Source organism: Stenotrophomonas sp. 22692 (genome assembly GCF_052045015.1).
Lineage (GTDB): Bacteria > Pseudomonadota > Gammaproteobacteria > Xanthomonadales > Xanthomonadaceae > Stenotrophomonas > Stenotrophomonas geniculata.
In genome coordinates this window covers 360697-378511 of the sequence record NZ_JBQEMR010000002.1, presented here as the reverse complement: position 1 = coordinate 378511, position 17815 = coordinate 360697, and the positions used below count along the sequence as shown (strand labels likewise).

The 17815-nt window shown below is 66.3% G+C and carries 21 protein-coding genes and 1 tRNA gene; 6 read left to right on the top strand and 16 right to left on the bottom strand.

The annotated features are described in order from the left end of the window. Positions 1 to 54 precede the first annotated feature (54 nt). The 5 genes from mltG to ACTJJM_RS04090 all read left to right on the top strand — a co-directional run bounded on the left by mltG (position 55) and on the right by ACTJJM_RS04090 (position 3289). Positions 55 to 1116 (top strand): endolytic transglycosylase MltG, encoded by a 1062-nt coding sequence (gene mltG / locus ACTJJM_RS04110; RefSeq protein WP_010483815.1) that lies wholly within the window; start codon positions 55 to 57, stop codon positions 1114 to 1116. Next, positions 1113 to 1778 (top strand): dTMP kinase, encoded by a 666-nt coding sequence (gene tmk, locus ACTJJM_RS04105; protein WP_019336901.1) that lies wholly within the window; start codon positions 1113 to 1115, stop codon positions 1776 to 1778. Before mltG ends, tmk begins: the two co-directional genes overlap by 4 nt. After that, the gene (locus ACTJJM_RS04100) at positions 1775 to 2731 is read left to right on the top strand and encodes a DNA polymerase III subunit delta' (RefSeq protein ID WP_224329061.1); all 957 of its coding nucleotides are present in this window, start codon (positions 1775 to 1777) and stop codon (positions 2729 to 2731) included. The genes tmk and ACTJJM_RS04100 overlap by 4 nt, the downstream gene beginning before the upstream one ends. Continuing rightward, positions 2728 to 3081 carry a PilZ domain-containing protein gene (locus ACTJJM_RS04095; RefSeq protein ID WP_005412452.1) on the top strand — a complete coding sequence of 118 codons (354 nt, stop codon included), beginning with the start codon at positions 2728 to 2730 and terminating at the stop codon, positions 3079 to 3081. The genes ACTJJM_RS04100 and ACTJJM_RS04095 overlap by 4 nt, the downstream gene beginning before the upstream one ends. Before the next feature lie 133 nt (positions 3082 to 3214). Beyond that, positions 3215 to 3289, top strand: a tRNA-Val gene (locus tag ACTJJM_RS04090). Between the two features lie 85 nt (positions 3290 to 3374). Here the strand turns inward: ACTJJM_RS04090 and ACTJJM_RS04085 are convergent. Beyond that, complete coding sequence (locus ACTJJM_RS04085) at positions 3375 to 3938, bottom strand: hypothetical protein (protein ID WP_043398239.1); 564 nt, start codon at positions 3936 to 3938, stop codon at positions 3375 to 3377. 52 nt (positions 3939 to 3990) lie between these two features. Continuing rightward, complete coding sequence (locus ACTJJM_RS04080; RefSeq protein ID WP_043398242.1) at positions 3991 to 4398, bottom strand: hypothetical protein; 408 nt, start codon at positions 4396 to 4398, stop codon at positions 3991 to 3993. Between the two features lie 565 nt (positions 4399 to 4963). Here ACTJJM_RS04080 and ACTJJM_RS04075 point away from each other — a divergent pair. Beyond that, positions 4964 to 5344, top strand: a complete 381-nt coding sequence (locus ACTJJM_RS04075) for a tautomerase family protein (protein ID WP_005408320.1) — start codon at positions 4964 to 4966, stop codon at positions 5342 to 5344. Positions 5345 to 5424: 80 nt separating this feature from the next. Here ACTJJM_RS04075 and ACTJJM_RS04070 read toward each other — a convergent pair whose 3' ends face one another. The 14 genes from ACTJJM_RS04070 to ACTJJM_RS04005 all read right to left on the bottom strand — a co-directional run bounded on the left by ACTJJM_RS04070 (position 5425) and on the right by ACTJJM_RS04005 (position 17773). Beyond that, positions 5425 to 6498, bottom strand: a complete 1074-nt coding sequence (locus tag ACTJJM_RS04070) for a contractile injection system protein, VgrG/Pvc8 family (RefSeq protein ID WP_054171122.1) — start codon at positions 6496 to 6498, stop codon at positions 5425 to 5427. After that, the gene (locus ACTJJM_RS04065; RefSeq protein ID WP_010483798.1) at positions 6489 to 6704 is read right to left on the bottom strand and encodes a tail protein X; all 216 of its coding nucleotides are present in this window, start codon (positions 6702 to 6704) and stop codon (positions 6489 to 6491) included. The genes ACTJJM_RS04070 and ACTJJM_RS04065 overlap by 10 nt, the downstream gene beginning before the upstream one ends. Beyond that, positions 6688 to 7155 (bottom strand): phage tail protein, encoded by a 468-nt coding sequence (locus ACTJJM_RS04060; RefSeq protein WP_049434341.1) that lies wholly within the window; start codon positions 7153 to 7155, stop codon positions 6688 to 6690. The genes ACTJJM_RS04065 and ACTJJM_RS04060 overlap by 17 nt, the downstream gene beginning before the upstream one ends. Positions 7156 to 7157: 2 nt before the next feature. Then, entirely contained in the window at positions 7158 to 9629 is a 2472-nt protein-coding gene (locus ACTJJM_RS04055) for a phage tail tape measure protein (protein ID WP_440865167.1), read from the bottom strand. Positions 9630 to 9749: 120 nt separating this feature from the next. Continuing rightward, positions 9750 to 10040 carry a phage tail assembly protein gene (locus ACTJJM_RS04050; RefSeq protein ID WP_010483792.1) on the bottom strand — a complete coding sequence of 97 codons (291 nt, stop codon included), beginning with the start codon at positions 10038 to 10040 and terminating at the stop codon, positions 9750 to 9752. 80 nt (positions 10041 to 10120) lie between these two features. Then, positions 10121 to 10624 carry a phage major tail tube protein gene (locus ACTJJM_RS04045; RefSeq protein ID WP_010483789.1) on the bottom strand — a complete coding sequence of 168 codons (504 nt, stop codon included), beginning with the start codon at positions 10622 to 10624 and terminating at the stop codon, positions 10121 to 10123. A gap of 2 nt (positions 10625 to 10626) precedes the next feature. Continuing rightward, positions 10627 to 11826: a phage tail sheath C-terminal domain-containing protein gene (locus ACTJJM_RS04040; protein ID WP_010483787.1), complete on the bottom strand. Its 1200-nt coding sequence runs from the start codon at positions 11824 to 11826 to the stop codon at positions 10627 to 10629. Between the two features lie 107 nt (positions 11827 to 11933). After that, entirely contained in the window at positions 11934 to 12536 is a 603-nt protein-coding gene (locus ACTJJM_RS04035; RefSeq protein ID WP_440865166.1) for a hypothetical protein, read from the bottom strand. Between the two features lie 4 nt (positions 12537 to 12540). After that, positions 12541 to 14040: a tail fiber protein gene (locus ACTJJM_RS04030; RefSeq protein ID WP_100442687.1), complete on the bottom strand. Its 1500-nt coding sequence runs from the start codon at positions 14038 to 14040 to the stop codon at positions 12541 to 12543. Between the two features lie 7 nt (positions 14041 to 14047). Continuing rightward, positions 14048 to 15349 (bottom strand): phage tail protein I, encoded by a 1302-nt coding sequence (locus ACTJJM_RS04025; RefSeq protein ID WP_313208324.1) that lies wholly within the window; start codon positions 15347 to 15349, stop codon positions 14048 to 14050. Continuing rightward, a complete protein-coding gene (locus tag ACTJJM_RS04020) occupies positions 15342 to 16238 on the bottom strand; it encodes a baseplate assembly protein (protein WP_010483779.1) in 897 nt (298 codons plus the stop codon). The genes ACTJJM_RS04025 and ACTJJM_RS04020 overlap by 8 nt, the downstream gene beginning before the upstream one ends. A gap of 2 nt (positions 16239 to 16240) precedes the next feature. Beyond that, on the bottom strand, positions 16241 to 16579 hold the full coding sequence (locus tag ACTJJM_RS04015) for a GPW/gp25 family protein (protein WP_010483777.1): 339 nt from the start codon (positions 16577 to 16579) through the stop codon (positions 16241 to 16243). 52 nt (positions 16580 to 16631) lie between these two features. Then, positions 16632 to 17222 carry a phage baseplate assembly protein V gene (locus ACTJJM_RS04010; RefSeq protein ID WP_053442589.1) on the bottom strand — a complete coding sequence of 197 codons (591 nt, stop codon included), beginning with the start codon at positions 17220 to 17222 and terminating at the stop codon, positions 16632 to 16634. Beyond that, the gene (locus tag ACTJJM_RS04005; protein WP_197601887.1) at positions 17219 to 17773 is read right to left on the bottom strand and encodes a hypothetical protein; all 555 of its coding nucleotides are present in this window, start codon (positions 17771 to 17773) and stop codon (positions 17219 to 17221) included. The genes ACTJJM_RS04010 and ACTJJM_RS04005 overlap by 4 nt, the downstream gene beginning before the upstream one ends. Positions 17774 to 17815 lie beyond the last annotated feature (42 nt).

Genomic DNA, 17815 nt, shown 5'->3' with positions numbered 1-17815 from the left:
CCCACACCAGCGGCACGGTATCCTGCACGACGGAATCGAGTTCAGAGGTAGTCCATGGCGGGAGCCAAGCGCGGGTGTCTGTTCGTGGTAACGCTGGTGGTGGTGCTGGCCGCTGTCGTGGCCGGCGCGGGCGCGTGGTTCTTCTACCAGCAGACCCGCTTCGCCGATGCCCCGATCACCCCCACCGCCGAAAGCGTGGTCATCGCCAGCGGCGATGGCATGAACAGCGTGCTGCGCAAGCTGCGCGATGCCGGCGTGGACGAGGGCCAGGACACCCAGTGGCAGTTGCTGGCGCGCCAGCTCGATGCCGCCGGCAAGCTGAAGGTGGGCGAGTACGCGCTCAGTGGCGACCTGACCCCGCGCGAGCTGCTGTTGCGCATGCGTGCCGGCAAGGTGCTGCAGCACCGTGTCACCATCATCGAAGGCTGGAACATCCGCCAGCTGCGTGCCGCGCTCAAGCGCGCCGAGCCGCTGCTGCACACCACCGACAATCTTGATGACGCCGCGCTGATGCAGCGCCTCGGCTTCGGTGGCCAGCATCCGGAAGGCCGCTTCCTGCCGGAGACCTACGTCTACCAGCGCGGCGACAGTGATCTGGACGTGCTCAAGCGCGCCCACGCCGCGATGGAAAAGGCGCTGGATGAAGCCTGGGAAAGCCGCGCGCCGGACCTGCCGATCAACACGCCCTACGAACTGCTGACGATGGCCTCGATCATCGAGAAGGAAACCGCATTGGCCAGCGAGCGCCCGCAGATTGCCGGCGTGTTCATGCGTCGCCTGAAGATCGGCATGCGCCTGCAGACCGACCCGACCGTGATCTACGGCATCGGTGCCGCGTATGACGGCAACATCCGCCGCCGCGACCTGACCACCGATACGCCCTACAACACCTATACCCGTGCGGGCCTGACCCCGACCCCGATCGCCATGCCCAGCCGCGATGCACTGATGGCCGCCGCGCAACCCGCAGCGGGCGACGCGCTGTATTTCGTCGCCGTGGGCGATGGCAGTGGCGCGCACGTGTTCTCGCCCAGCCTGGACCAGCACAACGCCGCAGTCGCCCGCTACCTGCAGCAGCTGCGCCAGCAACGTACCAAGGAGACCTCGGCGCAATGAGTCCCGCGCTGCTTCGCCACCCGCGTTTCGTCAGCCTGGAAGGCGGCGAGGGCGCAGGCAAGACCACCGCCATCAACGCCATCCGTGACTGCCTGCGCAGCCACGGCCACGAGGTGGTGCTGACCCGCGAGCCGGGCGGCACGCCCCTGGCCGAGCGCATCCGCGGCCTGGTGCTGAAGCCCGATGCCGAGATCGCCGCCGAACCGCTCAGCGCCGAAGCCGAGCTGCTGCTGGTGTTCGCCGCACGCGCGCAGCACGTGCGCCAGGTGATCCAGCCGGCGCTGCAGCGCGGCGCCTATGTGCTGAGCGATCGCTTCACCGATTCCAGCTATGCCTACCAGGGCGGTGGCCGCGGCCTCGATCCGCAGTGGATTGCCGATCTGGAACGACGCGCGGTGGGCCTGCTGCCGGGCCTGACCCTGCTGCTGGACGTGGACGTGGCGGTGGGCCGCGCACGCGCCAATGGCCGCGACCTGTGGCCGGACCGCATCGAGAGCGAGCAGGACGATTTCTTCCAGCGCGTGCGCGAAGTGTTCCGCAGCCGCGCACAGCAGGATCCGCAGCGCTTCGCGCTAGTCGACGCTGGCCAGGTGCAGGAACGCGTGGCGGCCGACGTGGTCGCGCGTGTCGAGCGCTGGCTGCGGGACGGGGAGGGCGTATGAGCACGTTTTCGCCGTGGCAGCAGCGCGCGTTCGATCAGACGGTTGCTGCGCTCGATGCAGACCGGCTCGGTCATGGCCTGCTGATCTGCGGCCCGGCCGGGTTGGGTAAGCGCGAGGTGGCACTGGCGCTGGCCGACCACGTGCTGGCGCGCGGTGATGCCGCGCATGCCACGCGCACGCGCCAGCTGATCGCCGCGGGTACCCACCCGGACCTGCAGCTGGTCAGCTTCATCCCGAACAAGAGCGGCGACAAGCTGCGCACCGAGATCGTCATCGAGCAGGTGCGTGAGATCATCGACACGCTGGCGCTGACCCCGCAGTACGGCGTGGCACAGGTGGTGATCGTCGACCCGGCCGATGCGATCAACCGCTCGGCCGCCAATGCACTGCTGAAGACCCTGGAAGAGCCGCAGCCCGGCCGTTACCTGTGGCTGATCAGCAGCGACCCGGCGCGGCTGCCGCAGACCATCCGCAGCCGTTGCCAGCGCCTGGAATTCAAGCTGCCGCCGCAGCATGAAGCACTGGCCTGGCTGCAGCAGCAGGGACACAGCGAGGCGTCGGCGCGCGAAGCGCTGGAGGCTGCACGCGGCCATCCCGGCCAGGCCGACAACTGGCTGCGCGAAGATGGCCTGAGCCTGCGCCGCGAGGTTGGCCGCGAGCTGGAACAGCTGGCCGCCGGCAAGACCGGTGCGGTGGAGCTGGCGCAGAAGTGGTGCGGCGACGACAACGCAGCGCTGCGCCTGCGCTTTGCCGCCGACCTGGCGCTGGCCCAGGCCAGCACCGATGCCTTGACCACGCCGGAGCGATTGCACAAGCTTGCAGCCTGGTTCGATGCGGCCAACCGCACCCGCGACCTGCTGCGCACCACGGTGCGCGCAGACCTTGCGGTGGTCGAGTTGCTGCTGGCCTGGAACAAGGTGAACGAGCGGCCTGCCGCAAGGGGAAATCGATGAGTGCCAGCAACGCCCGCCAGGGCATCCTGTCCCTGGCCGTGAAGGACAAAGCCGCGCTGTACAGCGCGTACATGCCGTTCGTGAAGAATGGCGGCATCTTCGTGCCCACGCCCAAGCGCTACTTCCTGGGCGACGAGGTGTTCCTGTTGCTGACCCTGCCCGATTCCAGCGAGCGCCTGCCGGTGGCCGGCAAGGTGATCTGGGTGACCCCGGCCGGCGCGCAGGGCAACCGCACCGCCGGTATCGGCGTGCAGCTGGCCGACGGTGCCGAAGGCGAGGGCGTGCGCCACAAGATCGAGACCCTGCTGGCTGGACTTACCGGCTCGGACAAGCCGACCCACACGATGTGAGGTAGCACCGGGGCCTTTCTGTAGAGCCGAGCCATGCTTGGCTGCGGACCCCGGAAACACCCGTGAACACGAATGTGAAAAACTGTTGACGGCCTCTGAAAAGCCCCTATAATGAGCGGCTCAGCAACACACCGGGCGGTTAGCTCAGCGGTAGAGCATTGCCTTCACACGGCAAGGGTCACAGGTTCGATCCCTGTACCGCCCACCATGTTGCAGAACGAAAGAAGCCTCCAGCAATGGGGGCTTTTTTGTTGCCTGCGATTCTGCTGGGCCGACGGGCAGCGGACCCTGTCTCAGCCGTGTTCGTCCAACAGCGCGCGCGCGATCAGTGCCGTTGCATCCAGCAGGTCGTGGCCGCTGCCGGCCTGCACCACCACTGCAAGCAGACCACGGCCCACCTCGGCATTGCCGCTGGTCAGTTCCATCTCGCCTTCAAAGCACAGATCGGCCAACCATTCGTGGACCTGTTGCAGCCCGCGCTTGCGGGCGCGGCGGAACTCCGCGAGCAGCTTCGCCTGGCCGGCCTCACGCTCGCCATCGGCAAGCAGGCCGATGGCTCCGCCGTGCGCTGCGCGCCAGAGGGCTGGCAGCGGGCGACCGTTCGCGTCAACCACGTCTGCCGCGAACTCCGCGCAGTACATTTCGTAGCGCTTACCCGCTGTGCTGCGAGGCACGATGCCGGTTTGGGCGAGCAAGCGTTCGGCTTCATCCAGTTTGCTGAACTTCAAGCGCAGCAGTGCAGGGCGGCTCAGTTGTTGTGCCAGCGCCTGCTGGTTGGCGGCGAACCATACGTTCCAGCCTACGCTTGCGCGGCCCTCCAGAGCGGCCTTGAAATACTCCAGGTGTTCGGCGTCCATTGCAGTCCCCAGCGTTTCCTGCGCGATTTTAGCGGGAGCGCATCCGGGCCGGTCAGGCGTCGCCGCCGGAGAGGCAGTGATGCGCCTCGCGCACCAGTTGCCGTGCCGCCACGATCAGTCCGTCGGTATGGAAGGCGCCCAGCTGTTCCTCCGGGCCGGCCTCGGCACGCGCCCGGTCGGCGGCCTGCAGCAGATCGAGCACTGCGCTGAGCCCGGACATCGAGCGGCGCAGCGAAGCGTGATTGCTGGCGCCGAGGGTGAGGCCGCCACACGGTTGCCCGTCATCGGCGTCGGCGTTGCTGATCGCATTGAGGCAGGCGAAGAACGTGGGCGACTGCACGGGCAGGTTCTGTTCCTGCAAGGCGCACTCGATCTCGTGCGCGAGCTCTTCAGGCACGTCGGCGGCGATGTTGCCGATCAGGGCGTGCAGGCGGGGACGGTCGGCGGTGCGATTGGTCATGGCGAAACCCTCACTGGCGTGGGGCCACCTTCCGGAGTGAAGGTGGCGGACGGTGCGGGTTGGCGTACCAAGGCAAACGAACTCCCATCGAGAAGAAGGCCTGGCGGATCTGTCGATCCCCACGCACCGGCCGCCATTGAAGGCAATCGGTGCATTCTCTCTGCTGCGGCGTAAATCGCAGCGATGGGTGTTCATTCGTTTATTCGAGACGCCAATCCCGGCCCAGGCAATCTGCCTCGGCGCGGTGATCATGGGATCGCGCAATCACGGTGGTCTGTAAGGAAAGTTCTCAACTCCACGCAGGCACACCAAGCGTTTCCGGTTCTGTGCCCTCCAGCATCCGCCGACTGTGTCGCCCATCACTGATGGCGCATATCGCCGCCCACGCCGACCGTGCACATGACGACTCCAGAGCGGCGCCGCCATGGCAATTCCGTCACCCGGCGCGCGCAGGCGGGAATGTGTCACGCATGGAGCCAGAGGGTTCCATCCCTGCGCTGTCCCACCGCCCCGGGCAGGCGTAGTCTCAGCCTGTCGCCGTATCCATCCACGCTGGAGTGCCACCATGCCGCTCGCCCGCATCGATCTTCGCAAAGGTAAATCCGCCGACTACCTGCAACGTGTCGGCGAAGCCATCTACCAGGCCATGCGCGCGGTGGGCGTGCCGGAGAACGACCGCTTCCAGATCTTCCAGCAGCACGACGCCGGCACGCTGATCTACGACCCCGGCTACCTGGGCGTGGACCGCACCGACGACTTCATCTGCATCCAGATCACCTGGAACGAAGGGCGCACGCTGGAGCAGAAGAAGGCGCTGTATGCCGGCATCGCTGATGGCCTGCACGCGGCGGTGGGCATCCGCCGCGAGGATGTGTTCATCAACCTGGTGGAAGTGAAAAAGGAGAACTGGTCGTTCGGGAACGGGGTTGCGCAGTACGTGAGTTGATGCGCGAAAAGCATCCACGCATGGCATGGATCTACCGAGCCTGGTCGAGGCCGCCGATGTAGACCCACGCCAGCGTGGATCTACACCTCGCTGCCGACCTGCTCGCCTTCGGTGGCCGCGGCACTGCGGGCCGCCTTCACTGCGTCGGCGCTGTTGGGTTGTTCGCACTCGATGCTGGTCACGTAGCCGTCGTGGCTGATGTTGTGCTCGGCGCGCTTGACCAGCCACTGCCCATCCACGCCATCGCGGAAGCCCTGCATCACCACCGTGGCTTCGGCCATCAGCGTCTCGCGGCCGGGCAGGGTGTAGCTCAGCGTACGCGTCTGCCGGGCCTGTTCCTGGTGCTTGGCGCGCGCTGCGGCTTCAGCGGTTTTGCGGTCGGCGTAGGCCATGCGCAGGCGCACGATCGGTTCACCGCTGCCCAGCTTTACTTCCTGGCGCTTGGCACCGCGTACATCGCGATAGTAGGCAATGGTGGTGCCGGTCTTCTCGCGTGAGACGATGCTCACTTTGTAGCCACTGCCATCGGCCGGGGTCAGGGTAACGTCGGGAATGCGCTCACCGCTGGCACTGGTGGATTCACCGCGCTTGACGAACATCAGGCGGCCGCCGCCCGGCTTGGCAATGGCATCGTGCTGCTTGGCCAGGCGCAGCAGCAGGTTCATGTCCGACTCCTGCGACTGCACTGTCAGCGGCAGTGCGATCGACGCCAGCGATCCGCTCACGGCCGCGCTGAGTCCGTGCTCGCCGGCCATGCGCTGGACCATGCCGCCGATCGTCGTGCCCTTCTTCCAGGTGCGCGTCTTCTGCGTCTGCAGATCGTTCTTGCCGCCCTTGCTGGCCTCGAACGGTGCGGCGCGCGCGCGCAGGGTCATGCTGCCCGGGTAGCCGGAAATCTCCACCTCATCGCAGATGTACAGGCCCATGCGCCGCACTTCGCCGTCATAGCCGATGAAGGCTTCCAGCTCCGCGCCTGCCGGCGGCAGCTGGATCGGATCGGACGGATCATGGTCGGCCAGCTGCAGCTCCAGCATGTCCGAGTTGTTGTCGGTCTCGTCGGTGATGCGCAGTGATTTGAAGCGCGACATGATCTTGTCGGTGATGTCCTGGCTGTTGGCCACCACGCGGAATGCCGGTGTGATGTTCAGTCCCACAGCGCGATCCCCTTGCGTTCGCCGGCGGGGCGCTGCACGTCCGGCAGAGTGATCGCGATGCCCGCAGGCAGTACTGCGCCGCGCGCGGCCAGGCCTGGGTTGGCGTCGAGTATCGCGCGCAGAATGGCCGGTGATTGTTCGCCATAGTGCGCATGCGCGATGCGGTCAACGACGTCGCCGTCGCGGGTGTTATACGTTCGTGCCATCGCTGTGCTTCCGCAGGGAGAGGGTGAATTCGTGCCGCTGGATTCCCGCATCGACGGTGAAGCCGGAGGCAGTGGCGTCGATCTTGTCGATGACCCACAGCCCCAGGTTTCCGCCCTTGCCGGTCAGCAGCCGCTGTGGCTTGCCCTGTGCCGCCAGCTTGCGCAGCTGCGAGAGCTCATTGCCGGCACCCCGGAACGCATAGTGGATGACGCCCGGCAAGGTCATGCTGGCCTTGCCGGGGCCGGTGTACTGCAGGGCGGCCATCTGCCCGATGCGTTCCTGCGCAGCCCAGCCATACTCGTTGCTCTGCTGGATCTCCTGGAACACGGCGGTGTTGAGGCTGAACTTGAAGCCGCCCAGCATCAGCAGTACCGGGGCGTTGCCGGAGTCGTTGCTCTGGAAACTGGACAACAGCTTGTCGATGGATGCGGTTACGAACTCGCGCTTCATGCTTAGTTCCTGTCTGCCAAGCCACCACGGGCAGCAACCGCGTTGCGACGCTGCAGTTCGTCGGCAGTGCGACGCGCCACCGATTCGCTGGATTCACCCGGTTGCTGGTGGATGGTGATGTTGTTGGTCTGTTGCTGCTGCACGGTGGTGACGCCGCGCGTAGTGGGCGATGGCATGTCGGGTGCGGTGCGACCGCGAGCGGCCTCGCTGATGCCGCCCCAACGCTTGCGCGCCCCCGGCGCGTCCAACGTGGCGACGTCGCCGACCAGGCCCACGGCGTCATCCAGGCCACCTCGGCCGCCGGCCCGCATGTTGGTGTACCCCACCATGCCGTTGCCGATCGCTTCCGCACCACCGGCAAGCACCTCCTTGCCGAAGTCCAGGCCTTTGCCGACCAGCGCACTGACCTTGCCAATGCCCCCTTCGACGAACCCCATCAGCTTCTCGACGTAGGGCATGAGGAAATCCAGCTTCGGGATGAGCCAGTCGAACAGGGATTCGGCACCGGACTTGATCGCCGTCCACATCTTGCTCATTCCGATTCCGATCCCACTGGCGACGGTCGTGTACACGTTGCCCATCCAGGCGACGTACTGCACCAGGCCGCTGATGAGCTGGATGTTCATTCTCAGGCCTTCCATCAGAACGGTACCGAGGAAGCTGCCGATCTGGGCAACGCGCGACAGTTCGTTGCCGGTGTACTGTGCAGGTGCAAGCATCTTCGACAGCCAGTCCCAGGCCTGGCCGATCAACCCGCTCATGACTTCCCAGGCGGGGCGCAGCGGTTCAACCGCACGCATCAGTTCACCCATCGCTGCGGTGCCTGCACCGCTCAGGCCCTCCCAGACGCCGCCCAGGAATGCCTTGATCGGCTCCCAGTACTTGCGCACCAGGATGGCGCCTGCGGTGATTGCCGCGATGGCGATCGTGATCGGACCACCACCGATGGCGGCCACGGCAGTAGCAACCACACGGAAGCCCGATGCCAGGCGCATGGCCATCGGCCCGAAGCGCCCCATCTGTGCCAGCAGGCTGCCACCCCGGAACAGCTGGAAGGCCTTCTGCACGCCCAGGATCGGGCCCTGCAGGAAGGTCCAGGCGTAGCGAGCGCCGAGCACCGCCGTGCGCATGCCCAGCATGCCGACCACGATCTGCGTGGTGTTGGCGATCAGCTTCGGGTTTTCCTGCACGAACGAGGTAACCCCGTTCAACAGCTCGGTCAGCTTGACCGCGGCCTCGCCCACCGCGGGCAGCAGTGCCGCACCGAAGGCCTTGGACAGGTTGTCCACGGCGATCTTGGCACCTTCGATCTTCTGCGGATCGGTCTGCATCGCATCGGCATAGGCCGCATCGGTGGTACCCGCCGATCCATTCAAGGCCTTGTCGCGGACACGGATGTAGGTATCCCAGTTCTCGATCATCGGCTGGACGAAGTTCTTCGCCTGTGCATCGCTGAACAGGGTGCCGATCTTCTTCTGGTCGCCCGCGGTCGCCTGGATGATTCCCTGCATCGCAGCGTCGAAGGGATTGCCGCCGCTGGTCTGTGCATCGCCGATGATCTTGCGCAGATCCAGGTTCAGGCTCTTCTTGGCCTTCTCCTGAATGTCCGGCGAGAGCACCTCGGACATGAAGCTCTTCATGTTGCTGGCGGCCTTGTCGGCGCCGCCGGCCGAGTCCAGCGTGGCCTGCAGGGCCGCGCCGAGGGTGGCGGTCGCCGAGGTGCCCTGCAGCTTCATCGCTTCGAACGACGAACCCAGGGTAGGCAGCACTGCGGCCATGTCCTTCAGGCCCAGGCCGCCCTGCCGGCTGTTGACCACCAGCACATCCAGCGCGTTCTGCATGCGCGAGGGATCGATATCGAACGACTGCTGCAGGGCGGCCGCAGCCTGGGCCACATCATCGATGCTGGCACCGGTGACGGTGGTGGTCCGCCCGACAGCACCGAGGCTGGCCTGGGCCGACTGCGCATCCATGCCGGCGTCGATCATCAGCCTGATCGAGCGCTGCAGCGCGTCGGCGCCCTGGTTGGTTGCACGCGACTGTTCCAGGATGGCCTGCCCCAGTGCGCTGACCTGGGCGCGGCTGAGGTTGGCTGCCACGCCGATCTGCTGGTTCTGGCGGGCGAAGCCGGAGGCGTTCTCGACCGGCTTGGCCAGCGCGGTAACGGCCGTGCCAAGCGTGCCGCGTGCCTCGCCAAATGCCGAGCCGAGCTTCCCGCGCTTCTCCAGGTTGGCGTCGCGCTTTGCTTCGATGCTCTCCAGCGCCACCTGCGAGGCACGCAGAGCATCGACCTGGGTACGCATGCGGGCGTACTCCTTGCTGGTCGTACTCATGCGCGCGAGCCTGCGATCCAGCAGGGTCACCTCGGTGCCGAGGCGCTTGATACCGTCGTTGGCAAAGGAGAAGGCGTCCTTCAGTGACTTGGACACCTCGCCGCCGATCGTGATCGTTGTCGTTTGAACGTTACTGGCCATGTACCGGCAATCCCTGAATCCACCAGATGAACTTCGACACCCGCAGTGTCATGATCTCGCGCAGGCCCCAGCCGGTATGACCGGCCAGGGCGAGCACTCCCTGCCTGATCTGAGGCAGGGTCAGGTGGTAAAAAGCGCGACGCCTGCCTGCAGTCGTGCGTAGTCGCGCAGCGGCATCTTGCGCACGTCTTCCGGCGAGACCTCGCACAGGTTGGCGATCATCCGCACCTCGCGCTGTGCGTCGCTGCCCTTGTCATCCTGGTAGCGCTCCATGTCTTCCACGGTCGGTTCGCGCATGCGCAGCACGGCGGTTTCCATGCCGTTGACCTGGCGCGGGCGGGTGAGGGTGATCTCGGCGAAGCCATCGCGCTCGATGACGGTGTCGATGGGGGTCTTGGTCTTGCTGGACATGGATGCGTTCCTGGAATGCGATGCGGTGCGATGGATGCGGGGGCGCGAGGCGCCCCCGGGTTCTTCAGTGCGGCGAGGGTTCAGATGCCCAGTGCGCCGCGGATGCCGGCCAGCACGTCCACGCCACCCTGGCGGGCGATCATGTTGACCACGTCGATCTCCTGCACGACCTGGGCACCATGGGTCAGCTTGTAGTAGCTCAGCGCCAGGTTGACCTTGATCGTGCCCTTCTCGCCGACCTTGGTTTCGCCACGGTCCAGCAGCTTCACCTTGCCGCGCATGTTGTGCACGACCTGCGTCACTTCGCCGTCATCGCCTTCCAGCGCTTCGCGGGCGGTGAAGCCGTATTCCTTGCTTTCGATGACGTGGAACTTGCTCATGATCTCCGCGTCGTCGGAGGCGAACTCGACATCGGCGGTCAGCTTGTCATGGCCGAGCACGATCTCGGTCGGGGCCAGCATGCCGCCGGCCTGGAAGTCTTCGGTCTTCAGCGACAGCTTGGGGGCGGTGAAGGACATCACGCTGCCGGCATAGCCCTTGCCGTCGACGTAGAAGTTGAAGTTTTTGCGGATCTTGCGCGCCATGCTTAGAAGATCTCCGAGACGTAGTTGTTGTTCATGTGCATGCGGAAGGTCAGCTGCTCACCCGGGTAGGTCGGGGTGAAGTCGAAGTCCCAGTAGAAGCGGCCCTGGGCCACGCTGTCTGCTGCGTTCAGGTCGGGGTCGATCCAGCAGTTGCCGCCGAGGATCGCGCCCTGGGTCTTCAGGCCGCGCAGGAAGGCATTGACACCCTCACGCACGTCGTCGACGTAGGTCTTGCTGATGCCGCGGTCGACGGCCCACAGGTGGGCGGCCTCGAGGCTGTCGGCAATGATGTCGGCAGTGCGCACCACACACAGGAACTGCCACTTCTGGTCGCTGCTGGCGGTACGGTTGCCCCACAGGCGGAAGCCACCTTCGCGGATGATGGTCGCCACGTTCGACTGGTTCAGCAGGTTGGCACGGCTGGTCGCGTCGGACAGGCCGAAGTCGATCGCACGTGCGGTACCGACCACGCCGTTGAGCTCGAGGTTGGACGGCGATGCCCACCAGCCGCGTTCGTTGTCGCTGCGGGCAATGGCACCGGCCACGGCACCGGAGGCGTAGCGGGTGACGATGGCATCACCGGACTGCACCAGCAGCGCCGGGTCGACCACGTAGACGCGCTTGGAACCGGTCAGAGCGGTGGTGCTCTTGGCGGCGTCGTCGTTGCTGTTCGGGCCATCCTTGATGATCACCGCGCGCAGCTTGTCGGCAATGCCGAGCAGTTCGGCCACGACCGGGTTGGCCAGCAGTTCGGTATCGCGCTTTTCGTGGGTGTGGGTGAAGCCCGGTACCGCCAGGATGCGGGGCTTGATGCCCACCACCGACTTTGCCGCCAGCAGTGCATGCACGCCGGTGTAGGCACCGGTCTGCGCGTTCACGCCGCCCAGCACATTGGCCAGGGTGTCGTTCTCGGTGGCGCCCTTCTCGACGCGGATGACGACCACAACCGCGTTGGACTGGTCGAAGATGGCGTCGAGCTGGCCCGGGAGGGTGCCCTCATCGACTTCGGTTGCGGCGTTGGCGAGCAGCTTGGCTGCCTGCGAACGCGAGGTCACCAGGACCGGAGTGTTGTAGGGGAAGGCGATCTTGTCGGCGCGGGGCGCGGTGCCCACGATGCCGATGACGCTGGTCGAGGCAACAGCGATCGAGCGGGAACCACCATCGATGTTGACGACCTGCACGCCATGCAGAAATTCGGCCATGCGTTGTTTTTTCCTTGGTTGGGTGGGTGCTGCGGTCGCGATCTGCGCCGCATGGGTACATGTTCGTATCTGGCCGCGGCTGGATTAATTGCAGCGGTGGCCCGAAATCACGGTTGCGGTTGCGGTTGCGGTTGCGGTTGCGCGGCCGGGTCGGGTTCGGGAGCAGTGAACATCACCCAGGCAGCACGGGCTTCATCGAAGGTGACCGGGTAGCTGCGATCTGCAGGCGGTGCCAGATCGGTGACCGATGGCGGCAGCACGACCCCACGGGAAACGGGAGTCGCGAAGCTGGCATCGTGCTTGTTCCACAGCGGTCGCGAGCTGTAGTCCGGCAGCAGCGTCCATTCGCGGCGGCTGGCATTCCACGCGTTGTATTGCGCGGTGGTGCCATCCAGCTTGAATGGTTCGGACAGGGTCACGTCCTTGGGCAACGGCTCGCCCAGCGCGAGGCGATTGGGTACCGCCATCGCGGTGCGTGTGTCCCACAGCATGCAGTTGCGGAAATCGGCCACCAGTTCCCAGCGTGAGCCATCCTCGGCCAGGCGCAGTGCCTGGTATTCGCCGGCAGGTTGGCGAGGCGCGACGTCCACGGTGAAGTCGGGCAGGTTCCAGGCACCGTCCGGCGAAGGCTGCAGGCGGACCTTGCCCATGTAGGCGCGGGTATCGGGATCGTAGGAGTGCGCGAAGCGCGGTTCGGTAGGCAAGTTCATGTCCTCAGTACGCGATGCAATAGATCATCCGCAGGCCAGCCGGCAGGTTGCGGTCGCCACCAGCGTTCTCCACCACGACGGTGTGGGTGTGCGCACCGGCATCGGCGGCCGACGCGGCGTGGCCGTGGTCACCCACCTGGGCGATGGAAATGGTGTGCGAGTGGCCGCCGGCGCCGTTCATGCCGATGTTGTGGCCGTGGCCGCCGGCGCCGTCGGTGGTGAAGCTGTGGGCGTGGCCGCCGGCAGGTGCTGTGGCGCCGTCCGGATACAGCGCGTCGTTGTCGCGTTCGCGATAGACGCCGTAGCCGTTGAGGGCAGGATTGGAGGGAACGACGCCTCCATGCTGGTGGTCGCCAGCCCACGAGGTGCCACCGGTATGCGCGTGGTGGCCCTGCGAGTCGGTCCACGCACCATGCGCGTGGTCGCCGACGGCACTGGCGCTGGCACCGTGGGAGTGCGCGCCGCCTGCGCCTACGGAGATGGCATGGCTGTGGCTGCCTGCTGTTGCCGTGCTTGCGCTGTGGGCATGGCGGATCACCTCACCCTGGGTGAAGCTGCCGACCGCTTCCGGGTTCAGTGTGTGCGTGACCACCGTGCCTTCCTGCATTGCCGGCAGATTGAAGGTGGTTGCGCCGTCACCGGCGCCGTAGCGGGTACCGATGGCGGCGAACAGGGCCGGGTAGCTGGCACGCGGAACAGCGGCGCCATTGCACAGCAGCATGCCGTTGGGCGCGGTGGCACCGGCGAACAGAATCACCTGTCCGGGCACGTGCACGCTGGATGGCACGCCGGTCATGTTGCGCCAGTCCAGGTAGTGGGTGCCGTGGCGGCCATCGAGCAGGTCGGCATCCAGGCCCTTGTCGGCGCCCTCGTCCTTCAACGCGGCCGATTTCAGCCCCAGGGCGGAACGGAACGCGGCATCGGTGGCGATCGACAACAGCGTGCGGACGAACTGGGTTGGGGCGCTGGCGCCAAAGCGCTTGTCGATGAAGGCACGCAGCCCGCGCGGTGTCACCGCACGCTGGGCATCTGCACCCTCTTCGGTCTCGGTCGTCGTGGCCAGTTCGACCACGCCCTGCACCTCGGTGGTGGAGGGCGGATAGATGAATTCGGCATTGCCGAACTCGATCAGCGCGGTATCGACTTCACTGAAGCGGGTATCGGTGGAGAGCAGCAGCATCGAGGCTGCGGTCTTCTCCATGATCGGATCGGTCTGGCCGAAGGTTGCAAACAGCGTACCGTCGCCCAGGTACAGGCCGAAGCCGCGCAGGCTGTAGGCGGTAGCGCTGTCGTCACGGATCGTGACGTGCAGCGTGTCGTCGCCCACGGCCTTGCCGCCGAACGTCGAGACCCGCTTGATCTCGCCGGGCAGGGCGGTCAGCCCTGCCGTCGGCGTGAATGCCGTGGACGTCAGGCCGATCTCGGTGATCAGCACGGCACTGGTGCCGGTGTTGGGTGGATTGACCAGCCTGGCGAAGCCGGCGTCGGTGATTTTCAAGCGCATGCGGGGTTTACTCTCCGATCAGTTGGATGCGGCGGAAGGTGGTGCCATGGGCGCCGGCAAGTGCACCGATACCGGCGCTGGCCTGCATGCCCTGGGTGAACGTGAAGTGCGAGCGCACCGGCTTGGTGCGGCTGATCTCGCCGATCACGTCGTCGACGAACTTGGCGGTGGCGGTCTCGCCGCCCTGGTTGGCGATGGTCATCACCGCTTCGAAGGTGTGCGGTGCACCTCGCGGCTGCATTTCCCACCATTCGCGGATCAGGATCGAACCGCCGAACGCAGCCACCACATCGCGGACGCTGCCCCAGGTGCCTTTGCGGCGCTGGATCGCGATCGCGGCGCGCACGCGGGCACGCTTTACCGTTTCCGGCCAGTAGGCCTTCCATTCGTCGACGGACAAGGCCCAGGCCAGCCAGGGCAGCAACGCGGCCGGGCAGCGGTCCGCATCCCACAGCGCGGTGATGTCCACCGGCAGCGGGCGGGTCACCGCAGCACGGGCCAGCGCCCGTTCCGCGCGGGTGGCGTTGGGCGGCAGCAGGGTGGTTGCCGTCGGCACCCTGATCAGCGTGTCGGCGTCGATGATCGAACCGGGAGCGGGAGGGCGGCTGAGCGTGATCACATTGTTGAGCACGCTGTAATCGATCACGCCCACTGGCTCGGGCATGGTGCGGATGTAGCTGGTCGCCTCGCGGCCTTCCTCCACCTGCACGCCCCAAAGGTGGATGCGGCTGTCCGGCTTCAGGCCGGCGTTCCCGCCCGCCCGCCGATCCAGCACGATGCTCACGCCCCGGGGGGCGTCATCCGCGGTTGCGGCATAGGTGTAGCTGTAGCGCTTCCACTCGGTGCCCACCTGCAGACGGGTCCTGCCTGCGCCGGTGGCGCGCATGCCGAAGTCGATCGCACAGGGTTCGGTTGCACGCAGCCAGATGCTGATGGTGCGCACGGCACCATTGGGAAACGCGCTTCCATCCTCGTCCACCACGCCGGCGAAGTTCTGCTCCGGGCCCCCGATCGCATCGGAGACCGGGAAGGACCAGGCACTGGAGCTGCCATCCGGAGCGGGATGACTGGACGACAGGTTGGCCGGCTTCACGTAGAAGCCTTTCCATCGTGGATGGTCGAAGGATGCCGAGAAACGCTGCAGGTTGCGCCGCATCGTATCCGACAGCTTCAAACGCCCCTGCCAATCGGTGCGGTACACCGCCTGCAGGGTGGCCAGTGCGCCACCTGGATGGCGGAACTGCAGGTTGTGCCCATCGATCGCGCCACGCAGGCGTGCATTGATCAGGCGTGCGGTGGAATCATTCATCGTTGCCGCCATGGGTCAGGGTCACCGCGGTGCAGTAGGTGGCCTGGGTCCGGTCCACCACCACGTCAGCCGCCGGGCTGGAAATCTCCACGCGCTGCACGCCCTCGGCATGCAATGCGGCGAACAGGCCGGAGCGGGTGACATCGCGGCCGAGCCGATGCGACTCGGCGATGTAGCGATCCAGGCGCGAGCGTGCTTCGGCCAGCACCACCTGCGAATCCGGGCCGGCGTAGGTGTAGAGCGTGGCGGTGACCGCGTAGTTGATGATTGCCGCCGTGCGTACCAGCACGTGGTCCGTCAGCGGACGCACGTCGGCCGCACTCAGCTTCGCTTCCACTGCGTCGAGCAGCGCCTGGGTGGCCGTGCCATCGGCTTCACGCGACAGCACCGAGACCACCACTTCACCCGGCGACGGACTGGTCGCGCTGGCGTCGAGCACCCGCGGATCGGCACTCAGCGCGTGGAAGATGTAGGCGCCTTCCGGCCCGGCCACGCTGAAGCCTTCCGGACCCAGCTGGATGCGCCGACGGAAATCTTCATCGCTCTCGTAGCGTGGCGGAATGCCTTCCTGCGGCTTGCCCGGGTCCAGCATCTGGCGGCCGATGCCGAAGATCGCGGCCAGCTGGTCCAGGTCGCTGCCGACCGCGTAGGCCAGCATCACGCCACGCGCCGCATCGTTGACGCGCTGTCGGTCGAGCAGGCGCAGGTAGGTGCAGACCTCCAGGATCTTGAAGGCCGGGTCCGACGGCAGCAGCGCGTCGAAGGTGGGGTCGAGCGCCTGCAGTGCGGTCAACGATTCATCGAACAGCGTCTCGAAATCGAGCACTTCGATGACCGCCGGTGCAGGCAGCTGGGAGAGATTGACACTGGTGAACGAGCCGGATGCCACGGTTAGCGAACCTCGATTCCTTCGATGGTGATGGCCTCGCCGTCCGGCAGGTGGATTCCGGTCACTGCCAGGATCATCACACCGGGGGCGGGGAGGGAGACGTCGACGTTCTCGACGTGAAGCCGCGGTTCCCATCGCGCGAGTGCGTCGACGGTGGCCGCGATCAGGTCCATGCGCAGCGAGCGGTTGGTCGGCGCATCGATCAGTTCGAACACGCGCGAACCGTATTCACGGCGCAGTACCCGGGAGCCAAGGGGCGTGGTGAGAACGTCACGCACGGACTGGTGCAGATGGGCGAGCCCATCCAGTGATTTGCCGGTGTTGGCGTCGATTCCTCGCATGGCCTCTATCGTCGTGGAGTGCGGGTTTTCAGGGCATTGCACGCGTGGCCGCTCAGGGCTGCGCGGGCGTGGTAGGTGCGGTCGGACCCTGTGCGGTGTGCTTGTGTGCCTTCAGGCCGATGGCGCCAGCCTTGACCTCGCCGGATGTGCTGATGTCCTTGCCGGCACTGATCGCACCGGTGACGTCCAGGTCGCCAGTCGCCTTGACCGATGGCGTATCGAGCACGATCGACTCACTGGCGATCACCTGTGCACTTGCACAGGTGACGATGACCTTGCCGCTGCCGACATCGACGTTGAGCGTTGCGGTTTCCTGGTCGTACTCGACAACGCTGCCGTCGGCGAACTCGGTGCGGTGCCGCAGCCGAGAGTCGGCGGGCGCCGGGAACCGGTCCTGGTACAGGCTGCCGAGAACGAGTGCCTGGCCCGGGTCGCCATAGGGGCACGCCAGCAGCACCTGCTCGCCGGGTTCGGGTGCACACCAGCTGCGCACGCCCGGGCCAGCACGGCGCTCCAGCCAGGGAATCCAGTCGGTCAGCATGCCGTCTGCATCCACCCGCACGCGGCCGCCCGCTTCGTCCAGCTCGCGCACGACGCCGATCATCAGCAGGTTGCCGATCAGGCGCGCGTGTTCGGCGCTCATGGTGCTGCTCCTTCAATGGGCTGGTAGCGTGCTTCGTGATCACGACCGATCTCCGGTACGAAGCTGTAGAAGGCCTGGGGAACTGCGCCTCCGGTCTCCTCCCAGGCGTTGCTGCCCAAAGCGACCGGCAGTGACCACTCCACCAGCCAGGTGCGAAGGCCTGGCTGCGCCGCCGCCGTGTCTTCGGGCAGTGCGGCGATCACATCGATCGCGCCGCTGGCCGCACCGGGGAACCGGCCGAGCTGGTGCAGCCAGCTGGCGAGCGCGACGGCGGCCTTGCGCAGCTGCAGTGCCGCGTCGGCAGTGGCGGCAGCGACGACGACGCGTGCCTCGAAGCGCAGCAGTGCCTGCATCTGCCCGCTGCCATCGTCCTTGTCCTTGCTGCGATCACAGCGGGTCATCGCCAACAGGCAGGCGGGTGTGGCCAGGCCTTCAGCACCGGGTTCGCGATAGAACTCGACGGTTGCGAAGTCCGGGAAGCGGGCGCGGATCGCGGCTTCGATGGCGGGGTGCAGTGCGTCGAGAATGGAAGAGGAGGAGTTGGTCGCCATGTCAGCTCGTGCGTTGAATGGGAGGACGCGCCTGGTTGGGGA